Genomic DNA, 14,221 nt, shown 5'->3' with positions numbered 1-14,221 from the left:
CGGGGTGGTATTCCTTAACATACTGTCGAGTGGTCGCAGAAATGTGGCAATTTGGGTGGCAACGCGGAGCATAAGCCTTCGTCCCATGCATGAATGTGCAGGGGATGAAGGCATTTTTTTATACTTTATAGGAATTTATTTTTAGGAGGAAGAAAATGATAGACTTAAAATTTTTAAGAGAAAATCCGGAAGTAGTAAAACAGAACATTCGCAACAAGTTTCAGGATACAAAGCTTCCATTGGTAGATGAAGTAATTGAGTTGGATGCTCAGGCAAGAAAGACACAGCAGGAGGCAGATGCGCTTCGTGCAGAGCGTAAGAAACTGTCCAAGCAGATTGGTGCTTTGATGGGACAGGGCAAGAAAGAGGAAGCAGAAGCAGTAAAGGCTCAGGTAAATGCAAGTGCAGACCGTCTGGCTGAATTGGAAAAGCAGGAAGCAGAGTTACAGGAAAAAGTTACTAAGATTATGATGACCATTCCAAACATTATTGACCCATCAGTTCCAATTGGAAAAGATGATAGTGAGAATGTAGAAGTTCAGAAATTTGGTGAACCGGTAGTTCCTGATTTTGAAATTCCATATCATGCAGAAATTATGGAAAGCTTCAACGGATTAGACTTGGATAGTGCAAGAAAGGTAGCCGGAAACGGATTCTATTATCTCATGGGAGATATTGCAAGAATTCATTCAGCAGTGATTTCTTATGCAAGAGACTTTATGATTAACCGTGGATTTACTTACTGTGTACCTCCTTTCATGATTCGAAGCAACGTGGTAAGCGGTGTTATGAGCTTCAAGGAAATGGATGAAATGATGTACAAGATTGAAGGAGAAGATTTGTACTTAATCGGAACCAGTGAACATTCTATGATTGGTAAGTTCATTGATACCATCTTAAATGAAGAGCAGTTGCCACAGACATTGACAAGTTATTCTCCGTGTTTCCGTAAGGAAAAGGGAGCTCACGGTATCGAGGAACGTGGTGTTTATCGCATCCATCAGTTCGAAAAGCAGGAAATGATTGTAGTTTGTAAACCGGAAGATTCGAAAGAATGGTTTGACAAGTTGTGGCAGAATACAGTAGATTTATTCCGCTCTTTGGATATTCCTGTGCGTACATTGGAATGTTGTTCCGGTGACCTTGCAGACCTTAAGGTAAAATCTATTGACGTAGAAGCATGGTCTCCAAGACAGAAGAAATACTTTGAAGTAGGAAGTTGTTCAAACTTAGGAGATGCTCAGGCACGTCGTTTGAAGATTCGTGTAAATGGAAAAGATGGCAAATATTTTGCACATACTCTGAACAATACAGTTGTGGCACCGCCACGAATGCTGATTGCTTTCTTAGAAAACAATTTGCAGGCAGATGGAAGTGTAAGAATTCCGGAAGCATTACGACCATACATGGGTGGAACAGAAAAGATTGTACCATCCGCAAAATAAAACATTTGATATCAGACCCTTTATATTGGCATAGATGCCGGTATAAAGGGTCTTTTGTTAATAAAATGCTAAGATTGAAAAAAACTTTTGAGATTTCATGGAAGACTATGATACAATAGAAATCAAATATTATGTAAACAGAAAAGAGGCGGTCGTTTGGAAAAATACACAGGGAAATTGAAAATGAAGATGGAGGAAGCATTGCGGGCAGTATTGCCTATAGTAGGAATTGTACTTGTTTTGAGTTTTTCCATTGCGCCCATTATACCGAGCACTCTCCTAAGTTTCTTGATAGGAGCAGTATTTTTGATTATTGGAATGATGTTTTTTACTCTGGGTGCAGAAATGTCAATGACACCTATGGGAGAACGACTGGGAACCGGTATGACAAAGAGTAAAAATATTTTTGTGATTGTCGTTCTATCTTTTATTCTTGGAGTTATTATTACGATTTCAGAACCTGACCTTCAGGTCTTAGCACAGCAGGTTCCGTCTGTACCGAATGCTACTTTGATTTTAGCAGTGGCTGCAGGGGTAGGATTTTTCCTGGTAATAGCATTTCTTCGTATGTTTCTTGGAGTTGCCCTTCCGCCGCTTCTGGTATTTTCCTATTTGATTGTGTTTGGACTGGTATTTCTGGTACCGGAAAGTTTTCAGGGAGTTGCCTTTGATTCGGGAGGAGTGACCACTGGGCCTATGACGGTTCCATTTATTATGGCATTGGGAATTGGTATTTCTTCCATTCGTAATGACCATCATGCGGCAAACGACAGTTTCGGTCTGGTAGCACTTTGTTCTATTGGACCTATTTTGGCGGTATTGATTCTGGGTATGATTTATCGTCCGGGAGAAAGTGATTATAGTCTCGTAGCAATTCCGGAAATTAACGATTCAGTGGAATTATGGAAGTTATTTGGGGTAGAATTGCCGGCGTATATGAAAGAGATTGCTATTTCGTTATTACCGATTGTAGTATTTTTTGGCCTATTTCAGATATTTTCTTTAAAACTTTCTGGTAAGACTCTTGCAAAAATTATAATTGGGCTGGTTTATACATATATTGGACTAGTATTATTTTTGACGGGAGCCAATGTAGGGTTTATTCCATCTGGAAATTATCTTGGACGGACGCTTGCGTCGTTGGATTATCGTTGGATTATTATTCCAATTGGGGCCTTGATGGGATATTTTATTGTAAAAGCGGAACCGGCGGTCTATGTGTTGAATCATCAGGTAGAGGAGATAACGGATGGTGCCATAGCGGCAAGTGCCATGGGTATCAGTCTTTCTATTGGTGTGGCTTTTTCTATTGGGTTATCCATAGTGCGGATTCTATGTGATATTCCATTGATGTACTTTTTGATACCGGGATATGCCATTGCTATTGGATTATCTTTTTTCGTACCGAAAATATTTACTGCTATTGCTTTTGACTCCGGTGGAGTTGCATCAGGACCTATGACAGCCACCTTTTTACTGCCACTTGCCCAGGGAGTTTGTATTGCAATGGGCGGGGACGTGTCAGATGCCTTTGGTGTGGTAGCAATGGTTGCTATGACACCGCTTATTTCCATTCAGATACTTGGAATGATTTATAAGGTAAAAGAAAGCAGAAGCGAAATGTCACCTGTGGAACTTAACTTTGCGGAACTGGATGAAGATGCGATTATTGAACTGTAGCAGAAAGGATATGAGATATGAGCCAGCTGCATATGATGGTTACGATAACCAATCGTAATCTTACAAAAAAATTTGTACATTTTTATAAAGAAAAGGGATTGGATATTTCGGCAATAACGGTAGGTATGGGGACGGCTGCCAGTGAGATTCTGGATTATTTTGGTTTAGAAGGCACTGAAAAAAGTGTGCTGTTTCATATTGTTACCAACGATAAATGGCGGGAGGTAAAAAGAGAACTGCAGCAGAAAATGAAAATTGATTTGCCCGGAATGGGAATTGCATTTTTGGTGCCCTTAAGCAGTATTGGTGGAAAAAAAGCATTGAATTATCTTACAAGCGGACAGGAATTCGTAAAAGAGGAGGAATCCACATTGAAGGAAACAAAATATGAACTTTTAGTTGCCATTGCAAATCAAGGATATACAGAACTTGTCATGGATGCCGCAAGAGAGGTGCATGCAGCAGGAGGTACCGTGATTCATGCCAAAGGGACAGGTGTAGAAAAGGCAGAAAAATTCCTGGGAGTTACGTTGGTTGCGGAAAAGGAAATGGTATTCATTGTAGTGAAAAAAGAGCAGAAGAACGAGATTATGAGAGCCATTATGGATAAGGCGGGATTAGAAAGTAAGGCAAAGGCTATTGTATTTTCACTTCCGGTGTCTGCAACAGCGGGAATGAGACTGATGGAGGAAGAAGATATATAAAAGTACTTATGAGAAGTTGAAGCTTTTTTCTTTCTGATTTTATTCAGATTTGAACGTGCAAAGCCGGACGCACTTTTTAGCATGGCTAGATATTGTATTTGCAGGAATGCTATTAATTTCCCTAATTCGAAACTCGGTTTTTCCCTTCATGCAACGGAACCTGAATACAAAATGTTTGGAACTTCTCATAAGTACTTTTCTAGGTATTGAAAAAAGAAAGGCTCAAAAACAGGTTGTAAAAAATTCCCATATGTGTTAATTTATTAACGAACGGTATTCTGGAAAGAAACTGTATCATTTTGATAATGCCATCCCTTTTTGGATTCATGCGTAATGCAGAAGAATGAAATGGAGGCGAATACATATAGAAATAGGAATTATAGGTGCCGGCAGAGTAGGGACCACTATGGGAAAGTACATTATGGTTCATGGCGGAAACGTGCAGGGATTCTACAGTAGAACACCTGACAGTGCAAGAGAAGCGGCACAGTTTTGTAACACAAATTATTTTAAGGATTTAGATTCACTGATTGAAGTAAGCGATACCCTTTTTATTACTACAAATGATGGAGCGATAAAAGAGATATGGGATTGCATTGCGAAAAAGAATGTGAAGGGAAAAGTCATCTGCCACTTTAGTGGCTCATTATCAAGTGATATTTTTTCAAATAAGGAGAGTTCAGGCGCAATTGTCTGTTCTGTCCATCCAATTTACGCGTTCAGTAATAAATTCACAGCTTATCAGAACTTAACAGAAGCACTATTTACGGTAGAAGGAGATGCCGAGGCGTTAAAGCGTATGCAGGAAGTGTTTGCACTTTTACCGAACCGGATAGTAGAGATTCCGACGAATGCAAAGGCAAAGTATCATGCGGCTGCCAGTATAGCCAGCAATCAGGTGACAGGACTTTTGTGGATGGCAATAGAACTACTAAAGGAATCAGGTATCACGGAAGAAATTGCCTACGATATGTTAGAACCATTGGTAAAAAACAGTATCGATACGATTTTTTTCAATGGATGCAAAGAAGCACTGACCGGACCGATTGAAAGAGGCGACTTGGGAACGGTGGAAAAGCACTTGAAAGCTTTGGAAAAGCCGTTGTGGAATCAGGCATATCGAGCAGCAGGAAGTCTTGTGACAGAACTGGCAAAGGAAAAAAATCCAGACAAAGATTATGGTGAAATAGAGCAGTTGTTAAGAGAAAGTAAGTGAAAATTGGAGGAAAAAATGAAGAACACAGTAGTTACAATTCAGCAGGCAAAAGAAAACGGGGAAAAAGTTACGATGCTTACTGCCTACGATTATTCCATGGCAAAATTAATAGATGAAGCAGGAATCAATATGATTCTGGTAGGAGATTCTCTTGGTATGGTAATGTTAGGATATGAAGATACCCTGTCTGTTACTATGGAAGACATGATTCATCATACTGCAGCAGTAGCGCGAGGAGCAAAAAATGCGTTAATTGTGGCAGATATGCCATTTATGTCTTACCAGACTTCGGTATATGATGCAGTAGTAAATGCAGGAAGACTGATGAAAGAAGGACGTGCACAAGCAGTAAAGCTTGAGGGTGGAAGAGAAGTAACAGAGCACATTAGAGCAATTACCAATGCTTCCATTCCGGTAGTAGCACATCTTGGATTAACACCACAGTCCTTAAACGCATTTGGTGGATTTAAGGTACAGGGTAAATCCGAAGCAGCAGCGAAAAAATTATTAGAGGACGCTATTGCAGTAGAAGAAGCAGGTGCAGTAGCCGTTGTTTTAGAGTGTGTACCTGCAAAATTAGCAGAATTGATTAGTAAAAGACTTACAATTCCAACCATCGGTATTGGAGCCGGAGCAGGTTGCGATGGACAGGTGTTGGTATATCAAGATATGTTGGCAATGTTCAGTGATTTCAAACCGAAGTTTGTAAAGCATTTTGCACAGATTGGCGAAGCGATGAAGGCGGCTTTTGCGGCATATAGTGAAGAAGTCAAAAGTGGCGTGTTCCCGGCACAGGAACATACTTTTAAAATAGATGATGAAGTAATAGAAAAGTTATACTAGGAGGAAGACAATGAAAATTATAAAAACAATCGAAGAACTCCGTCCTATTATTAAGGGATGGAAAAGAGAAGGGCTTACCGTAGGTTTGGTACCTACTATGGGATATCTTCATGACGGACACAAAAGCTTGATTGTAAAGGCAGTATCAGAAAATGACAAGGTCGTAGTTAGTGATTTTGTTAATCCAACTCAGTTTGGAGCAAATGAGGACTTATCCAGCTATCCAAGAGATATTGAAAGAGATGCGGCACTTTGTGAAGCTGCAGGAGCAGATATCATTTTCCATCCGGAACCGGAAGAAATGTACTTCCCGGATAAATGTACTTTTGTGGATATGGATAAGTTGACAAAGGGACTTTGTGGAAAAACAAGACCGGTACATTTTTCCGGAGTCTGTACTGTAGTATCCAAGCTTTTTAATATCGTAACACCGGATCGTGCTTATTTTGGCCAGAAAGATGCACAACAGCTTGCTGTTATCAAACGTATGGTGCGTGATTTGAACTTTGATATTACGATTGTAGGATGTCCAATTGTGAGAGAAGCAGATGGACTGGCTTTAAGTTCCAGAAATACATATTTGAATGCAGAAGAACGTAAGGCAGCACTTATTTTAAATAAATCCCTGACCATTGGAAAAGAGATGATTGAAGCAGGCGAAAAAGATGTAGAAAAAGTTCGCGAAGCAATTACCAAGAGCCTTCAGACAGAGCCATTGGCAAAAATTGATTATGTAGAAATTGTAAACAGCGAAAATATGGAGCCAATGGAGCAGATTAACTCTTCAGTATTAGTAGCAATTGCAGTTTATATTGGAAAAACCAGACTTATTGACAACGTTATGTTATAGAAAGGAAAAGAAAATGTATTTAAAAATGTTAAAAGGAAAAATTCACCGTGCAGTTGTAAAGCAGGCAGAATTGAACTATGTAGGAAGTATTACTGTTGATCCGGAGCTTATGGCGGCAGCAGGAATTTTGGAATACGAAAATGTACAGATTGTAGATGTAGAGAATGGAAATCGTTTTGAAACTTATACCATAGCAGGAGAGCCGGGAAGTGGAATGATTTGCCTGAATGGTGCAGCTGCAAGACAGGTTCTTACCGGAGACCATGTCATTATTATGGCATATGCTCAGATGACACCGGAGGAAGCAGCAGAATTCCATCCACAGGTAGTATTCGTAGACGAAGAAAACAAAATCAAAAAAGTAACGACATACGAGAAACATGGACAGATTTCCATGTAAAGTGGAAAGGAAAAATATGTTGCAGGGAAAAACGGTATTATTGGCAGTATCCGGTGGTGCTGCCGCTTATAAGATGCCAAATGTGGCACATATGCTAAAGAAGCTTCAGTGCAATGTTCATGTACTTATGACAGAAAATGCCACAAACTTTGCTACAGCAGAAACGTTTGAAACAGTAACAGGAAATAAGTGTCTGATTGACACCTTTGACCGGAATTTTGAATTTTCCGTAGAACATGTATCTTTGGCAAAGCAGGCAGACGCAGTGCTGATAGCGCCGGCTACGGCAAATGTGATTGGAAAAATTGCAAATGGAATCGCTGACGATATGCTGACAACCACCGTGATGGGGTGTAACTGTCCGATTTTAATTTCGCCTTCCATGAATCATAATATGTATCAAAATCCAATTGTGCAGGAAAATTTGCAAAAATTGGAACGGTTTGGCTATGAAATTATTTTGCCGGAAGAAGGAATGCAGGTAAATGGAGACGTTGAAATTGGAAAATTGCCATCTGAGGAAATATTGGTAAAATGCATCTCCGAAAAAATGGAATAAATTAGCATAAATAAATAAAAAATGTTAACAAAATGTACATTTTTTGTTAATGCTGTCTAAATAAAAGTTGGGTATACTATAATTACAAGAAAAGTAGTTGTACAAAATGTAGTATAACAGCAAAGGTGGCGACAGCATATGAGAAAAGATAGAATAAGATTATTTAAATATAGTGTGATTTTTGTAATGATAACGACTGCATGGTGGCTCCTGGTAGCAGGAGGTGGAGCTAGTGCGGTCGTTTCATTTTTTCATAATTTGGAAAAAACAGTTGCTGCCCAGAATGTTACCAGCACGGATTATCGTTATAGCGAAGAGTTTGAAAAAACTTTAAATCGCTATAGAACATTCCAGAATTTATATCAAGAAGAATATTCCTCTGCAATTCCGGGATTGACAGCAACCGATGTAATGGGAAGTATCAGTACACAGATGGTGCCACAGGGGATTTGTATTGCCGAAGATTATATGTTGGTTACAGCGTATGATAGCTCCGGAGCTAATTCTGTCATTTATGTTTTGGCAAATCAGAATCCAAGAGAACGGCAGTTATTGACTACCATAGTACTTCCGGATGCCAATCATGTAGGCGGAATTGCTTATGATGGAACACGTGTCTGGATTGCAAAAAGTACTACCCGTAAATGCAGTGTGATTGATTATGATATGATTGAAGCAGCAGTGGCTTCCGGAAAGAGCAGTTATTTTCTGGAGGAGTATACACAGAATGTGAGTTGTGGAGCAGTAGCATCCTTTATTACTTATTATGATAATCGTATTTGGGTGGGAACTTACTCTAACCGTAACAGTGGTATGGGAACACTGCGAAGCTATGATATTGTAGAGGAAGAGCAGTTGAAACTTGTAAAACGAGAAGAAATAACAATTCCGGGATTTGCGAATGGTGTTTCTTTTATGGAAAATGAAGGAAAGACTTATATGGCAGTATCTACATCACAAGGTCGTTATTTCCATTCTGAGATATATTTTTACCAGATAGCGAAAGATATATGCAGTGATGGAAATCTGTATTACAATTACGGTTCTTGTAAGTTTCCGCCAATGGCAGAAGAACTTGTGTGTGATGGAGAAAATACGTATTTCCTGTTTGAGTCTTCTGCAACTTGTTATAGTACAGATAAATACACAAGATGCAGTTATCCGGTAGATCGGATATGTGCATTATCCACAACAGAACTGTTTTGGAATAACAATGGTCTTGCATATGTGCAGGTTAAGGATAGTTTACCTTTGGTTCAGATTATGGGAATAGAAGATGCAACGTATCAGGATCCCAGACATTATTGGAGGATGTATGTATAAATATATGGGAAAAAGCGTTTCAATATGTTATGATGTAATATAGTAGGAGGATGAGGTTTATGGAAAAGAAGGTACGTCTTGCAGATATTTACGTCAAAATATATAATAAGCGCCAATTGACCATGGATGATTTAAAGTTTTTATCAAAGTATGACCCGGAATGTTTTGCCAAGACTTGTCAGAATCTTGTCTATAACATTCCGGAGACAAAAGAATTGATGAAAGCAGACGAAAAAGCAGAACACAGAACGGAAGAAATAATGGAAGAGAAGAAGGAAGAAATTGTTGGAGAGCCAATTGCACCTAAAAGAGAAAGTATGGAGATGTTGCTTGAAAACTTGCAGAAACTAGAGGCAAAGGAACTTCCGGTGCAGAAAGTAAAATCAGAAAAAGTGAAAAATTTATTAGGAAATTTGTATATGGAAATGTTATTTCCACATAATGACAGAGACAGATATTTTGAGATGGAAAAAGAGCAGGAAGAATCAAAGTTCAATAAGAAGGTTTAAATTGGGAAAAATTTGTGTAAAAAAACAGTTGAAAAAAAGCGCTGATTATGATAGAATTTTTACAATTTAGGCATACAGTGCGAATGCGTCTACATTTATAATAGGAAGAAGCACATATGTCTTGGAAACCCTTATGAAAAAAAAGAATCCCTCTTTTTTTTTGTAAAAAATTAGGTGACATAAGAGATTCATATAGAAAGGGCAAGGTAAATAAATGAAAGCATTTCTAATATTGGAAGATGGAACTGTGTTTGAAGGTACAAGCATTGGTTCTACCAAGGAAATCATCAGTGAAATCGTTTTTAACACGTCAATGACAGGTTATCTTGAGGTCTTAACAGACCCGTCTTACGCTGGACAGGCAGTAGTCATGACATATCCATTAATTGGAAATTATGGTATTACACCGGATATGGAGTCAACAAAGCCATGGCCGGATGGATATATTGTAAGAGAATTATCCAGAATGCCGAGTAACTTCCGTTGTGAAGGAACCATTCAGGATTTCTTGAAGAAACATGATATTCCTGGAATTGCAGGAGTCGATACCAGAGCATTGACAAAGATTCTCCGTGAAAAGGGAACCATGAATGGTATGATTACCACGAATGAAAATTATAATATAGATGAAATTATTCCAAGATTAAGGGAATATACTACAGGAAATGTAGTTGATAAAGTAACATGCGAAACACCTTCTACTCTGAGTGGTAAGGGAAAGAAGGTTGCATTGATGGACTTTGGTGCAAAGAAGAATATTGCCCGTTCTTTGAATGAACGTGGATGCGAAGTAACTATTTATCCGGCACATACCAGTGCGGAAGAGATTTTAGCTTCTAAGCCGGACGGAATTATGTTAAGTAATGGACCTGGAGATCCAAAGGAATGTACAGAGATTATCAAAGAAATCAAGAAACTGTATGATTCAGAGGTGCCAATTTTTGCAATTTGTTTGGGACATCAGCTGATGGCATTAGCGAATGGAGCAGATACTCATAAGATGAAATACGGACATCGTGGTGGTAACCATCCTGTAAAGGATTTAGAGACCGGAAGAGTATATATTTCTTCACAGAATCATGGATATGTAGTTGATACGGATAACCTTGATCCTAAGGTGGCAGTTCCGGCATTTGTAAATGTAAATGACGGAACAAACGAAGGATTGAAATACACCGGAAAGAATATTTTTACGGTACAGTTTCATCCGGAAGCATGTCCGGGACCACAGGACAGCGGATACTTATTTGACAGATTTATCAATATGATGGGAGGGAACCAGTAATGCCAAAGAATCCAAATATCAAGAAAGTATTAGTAATCGGTTCCGGTCCTATCGTTATCGGACAGGCAGCAGAATTTGATTATGCAGGAACTCAGGCATGCCGTTCTTTGAAGGAAGAAGGCGTTGAAGTAATTTTGGTAAACTCTAATCCTGCAACAATCATGACAGATAAAGAGATAGCAGATAAGGTATATATTGAGCCATTAACTGCACCGGTATTAGAGCAGATTATTTTAAAAGAAAAGCCGGATAGTGTACTTCCTACCTTAGGAGGACAGGCTGGATTGAATCTTGGAATGGAGTTAGCAGAATCCGGATTTTTAGAGAAAAACGGAGTAAAGCTCATTGGTACCACAGCAGAAACCATTTTCAAGGCAGAAGACCGTCAGGCATTTAAGGATACCATGGAAAAGATTGGTGAACCATGTGCCCCATCCCTTGTTGTGCATAATGTAGAAGATGGTATTGCATTTACTAATACTATCGGTTATCCGGTAGTTTTAAGACCGGCATACACCTTAGGTGGAAGTGGCGGTGGTATCGCTCACAACGAAACAGAGTTAATCGATATTCTGACCAACGGATTGCGTTTAAGCCGTGTCGGTGAGGTTTTAGTAGAGCGTTGTATCGCAGGCTGGAAGGAAGTTGAGTACGAAGTAATGCGTGATGCAGCAGGTAACTGTATCACAGTATGTAATATGGAAAATATTGACCCGGTTGGTGTGCATACGGGAGATAGTATCGTAGTAGCACCTTCTCAGACCTTAAGTGATAAAGAGTATCAGATGTTACGTACTTCTGCATTGAACATTATTTCTGAACTGAATATTACCGGTGGATGTAACGTACAGTATGCGTTAAATCCAAACAGTTTTGAATATTGCGTTATCGAAGTAAATCCTCGTGTAAGCCGTTCTTCTGCATTGGCAAGTAAGGCAACCGGATATCCGATTGCAAAAGTTGCAGCAAAGATTGCATTGGGCTACACATTGGATGAAATTAAGAATGCAATTACAGGAAAAACATATGCAAGTTTTGAGCCAATGCTTGACTACTGTGTTGTTAAGATTCCAAGACTTCCATTTGATAAGTTCATTACAGCAAAGAGAACTTTGACAACTCAGATGAAGGCGACCGGAGAAGTTATGAGTATCTGTACTAACTTTGAAGGTGCTTTGATGAAGGCAATTCGTTCTTTAGAGCAGCATGTAGACTGCATGATGTCTTATGACTTCAGTGAGCTTTCTAAAGAAGAAGTGTTGAAACAGTTAGAAGTAGTAGATGATCGTAGAATCTGGGTAATTGCAGAAGCACTTCGTAAGGGTGTTACTTATGATGAGATTCATGCCATTACCATGATTGACCACTGGTTCATTGATAAGATTGCTATTTTAGTAGAAATGGAAGAGCGTCTGAAGAAAGAAGAACTTACTGTAGAACTGCTAAAAGAAGCAAAACGTATTGAGTTCCCGGATAACGTGATTGCGCGTCTGACTGGAAAAGAAGAAACAGAGATTCGCGATATGCGTTATGCAAATGGTATTACAGCAGCGTATAAAATGGTTGATACCTGTGCGGCAGAATTTGCAGCAGAAACACCATATTATTATTCTTGCTTTGGTAGTGAAAACGAAGCTGTTGAAACCAACGACAGAAAGAAAGTTCTGGTACTTGGTTCAGGACCAATCCGTATCGGACAGGGTATCGAATTTGACTATTGTTCCGTACATTGTACTTGGGCATTTGCCAAGGAAGGTTATGAAACAATTATTGTAAATAATAACCCGGAAACCGTATCTACCGACTTTGATATTGCAGATAAACTGTACTTTGAGCCATTAACACCGGAAGATGTAGAAAGTATTGTACGTCTGGAAAAACCAGACGGGGCAGTTGTTCAGTTCGGTGGACAGACAGCAATTAAGTTGACAGAAAGCCTTATGAAGATGGGAGTTCCGATTTTAGGAACAAAGGCAGAAGATGTAGATGCAGCAGAAGACCGTGAGTTATTTGATAAGATATTAGAGCAGACCGAGATTCCAAGAGCTGCCGGAGGAACTGTATTTACTGCAGAAGAAGCAAAAGAAGTTGCAAACCGTTTAGGTTATCCGGTACTGGTTCGTCCTTCCTATGTATTAGGTGGACAGGGAATGCAGATTGCATATTCAGACCAGGAAATCGAAGAATTTATGGAAATCATCAACAGAATTGCACAGGATCATCCAATTCTGGTAGATAAATATTTACAGGGAAAAGAAATCGAAGTAGATGCGGTATGCGACGGTGAGGATATTTTGATTCCTGGTATTATGGAGCACATCGAGCGTACCGGAGTTCATTCCGGAGACAGTATCTCTGTATACCCGGCACCAACTATCAGCCAGGAAGTAAAAGATAAAATTGTAGATTACACTGGAAGATTGGCAAGAGCACTTCACGTTATTGGTTTGATTAACATTCAGTTTATTGCAATGGGTGAAGAAGTGTATGTTATCGAAGTAAATCCACGTTCTTCCAGAACCGTACCATATATCAGTAAGGTAACCGGAATTCCAATCGTAGACCTTGCAACCAAGGTAATCATTGGAAACACCTTAAAAGGTATGGGTTATCCGACCGGACTTGCACCGGAAGCAGATTATATTGCAATCAAGATGCCGGTATTCTCTTTTGAGAAACTGCGTGGTGCAGAAATCAGCCTTGGACCGGAAATGAAGTCCACCGGAGAGTGTCTGGGTATCGGTAAGAGCTTTGATGAAGCATTGTATAAGGCATTCCTAGGTGCCGGAGTAGAGCTTCCAAAGCATAAACAGATGATTATGACTGTAAAAGACGCAGATAAGCCGGAAGCCGTAGGTGTGGCAAAGCGTTTTGAAAAACTGGGATATAAGATTTATGCAACCAGAAGTACTGCGAAATACTTGCAGGAGCATGGTGTAGATGCACTGAGAATCAACAAGATTTCTCAGGAATCTCCAAACGTTATGGACTTGATTCTCGGACATAAGATAGACCTTGTTATTGATACACCTACTCAGGGACGTGATAAGACAAGAGATGGTTTCTTAATCCGTAGAAATGCTATTGAGACAGGTGTTTACTGTATCACAGCAATGGATACTGCAAATGCACTGGCACGAAGCCTTGAACATGCAAGTGAAAATAGTGAACTGAATCTTGTAGATATTGCGAAAGTCAAAAACATTTAAAGCTACAAGCAGTATGGAAAGTCCATTACTCACAGGGTCTCACCGGAGACAGTGAGCAGGAAAGGATAGGAAAAGACAGTTTTGGAAAATTTATTTTCTTAAAACTGTCTTTTTCTATTCTGAAAGGGCGATAGCCCACTCCCAGCGTAAGCGGGGAGTCCTGCGGAGTAAATGATTTTCATAGTGCGCCAGCCCAAA

Annotated in this window: 11 protein-coding genes and 1 pseudogene; all 12 read left to right on the top strand. The window is 39.5% G+C overall.

Going from position 1 to position 14,221, the window contains the following annotated elements:
* Window positions 1–155: 155 nt before the first annotated feature.
* The 12 genes and pseudogenes from serS to carB all read left to right on the top strand — a co-directional run bounded on the left by serS (window position 156) and on the right by carB (window position 14,023).
* The gene (gene serS, locus BIV20_RS11000; protein ID WP_075720779.1) at window positions 156–1,445 is read left to right on the top strand and encodes a serine--tRNA ligase; all 1,290 of its coding nucleotides are present in this window, start codon (window positions 156–158) and stop codon (window positions 1,443–1,445) included.
* Window positions 1,446–1,628: 183 nt separating this feature from the next.
* Window positions 1,629–3,125 (top strand): DUF1538 domain-containing protein, encoded by a 1,497-nt coding sequence (locus BIV20_RS10995; protein WP_075720778.1) that lies wholly within the window; start codon window positions 1,629–1,631, stop codon window positions 3,123–3,125.
* Between the two features lie 17 nt (window positions 3,126–3,142).
* On the top strand, window positions 3,143–3,829 hold the full coding sequence (locus BIV20_RS10990) for a P-II family nitrogen regulator (protein WP_075720777.1): 687 nt from the start codon (window positions 3,143–3,145) through the stop codon (window positions 3,827–3,829).
* 343 nt (window positions 3,830–4,172) lie between these two features.
* Entirely contained in the window at window positions 4,173–5,045 is an 873-nt protein-coding gene (locus tag BIV20_RS10985) for a Rossmann-like and DUF2520 domain-containing protein (protein ID WP_083655195.1), read from the top strand.
* 15 nt (window positions 5,046–5,060) lie between these two features.
* Complete coding sequence (panB, locus tag BIV20_RS10980; protein ID WP_075720776.1) at window positions 5,061–5,888, top strand: 3-methyl-2-oxobutanoate hydroxymethyltransferase; 828 nt, start codon at window positions 5,061–5,063, stop codon at window positions 5,886–5,888.
* A 10-nt stretch (window positions 5,889–5,898) separates the two neighbouring features.
* Window positions 5,899–6,738 carry a pantoate--beta-alanine ligase gene (gene panC, locus BIV20_RS10975; RefSeq protein ID WP_075720775.1) on the top strand — a complete coding sequence of 280 codons (840 nt, stop codon included), beginning with the start codon at window positions 5,899–5,901 and terminating at the stop codon, window positions 6,736–6,738.
* Window positions 6,739–6,751: 13 nt separating this feature from the next.
* Window positions 6,752–7,138 (top strand): aspartate 1-decarboxylase, encoded by a 387-nt coding sequence (panD, locus tag BIV20_RS10970; RefSeq protein WP_075720774.1) that lies wholly within the window; start codon window positions 6,752–6,754, stop codon window positions 7,136–7,138.
* Between the two features lie 16 nt (window positions 7,139–7,154).
* Window positions 7,155–7,691, top strand: a pseudogene (locus BIV20_RS10965) (flavoprotein); the annotation flags it as partial.
* 144 nt (window positions 7,692–7,835) lie between these two features.
* Window positions 7,836–9,020, top strand: coding sequence for a hypothetical protein (locus tag BIV20_RS10960; RefSeq protein WP_075720773.1), 1,185 nt, complete (start codon window positions 7,836–7,838; stop codon window positions 9,018–9,020).
* 59 nt (window positions 9,021–9,079) lie between these two features.
* Window positions 9,080–9,529: a hypothetical protein gene (locus BIV20_RS10955; RefSeq protein ID WP_075720772.1), complete on the top strand. Its 450-nt coding sequence runs from the start codon at window positions 9,080–9,082 to the stop codon at window positions 9,527–9,529.
* Window positions 9,530–9,743: 214 nt separating this feature from the next.
* Entirely contained in the window at window positions 9,744–10,814 is a 1,071-nt protein-coding gene (locus tag BIV20_RS10950) for a carbamoyl phosphate synthase small subunit (RefSeq protein ID WP_075720771.1), read from the top strand.
* Entirely contained in the window at window positions 10,814–14,023 is a 3,210-nt protein-coding gene (gene carB, locus BIV20_RS10945; protein WP_075720770.1) for a carbamoyl-phosphate synthase large subunit, read from the top strand. The genes BIV20_RS10950 and carB overlap by 1 nt, the downstream gene beginning before the upstream one ends.
* The last annotated feature ends 198 nt before the right edge of the window (window positions 14,024–14,221 follow it).

Origin of the sequence: Roseburia sp. 499 (assembly GCF_001940225.2) — a bacterium.
Taxonomy (GTDB): domain Bacteria; phylum Bacillota; class Clostridia; order Lachnospirales; family Lachnospiraceae; genus Petralouisia.
Note: the sequence above shows the minus strand (reverse complement) of the source record. Positions and strands in the feature narration are given on the sequence as shown.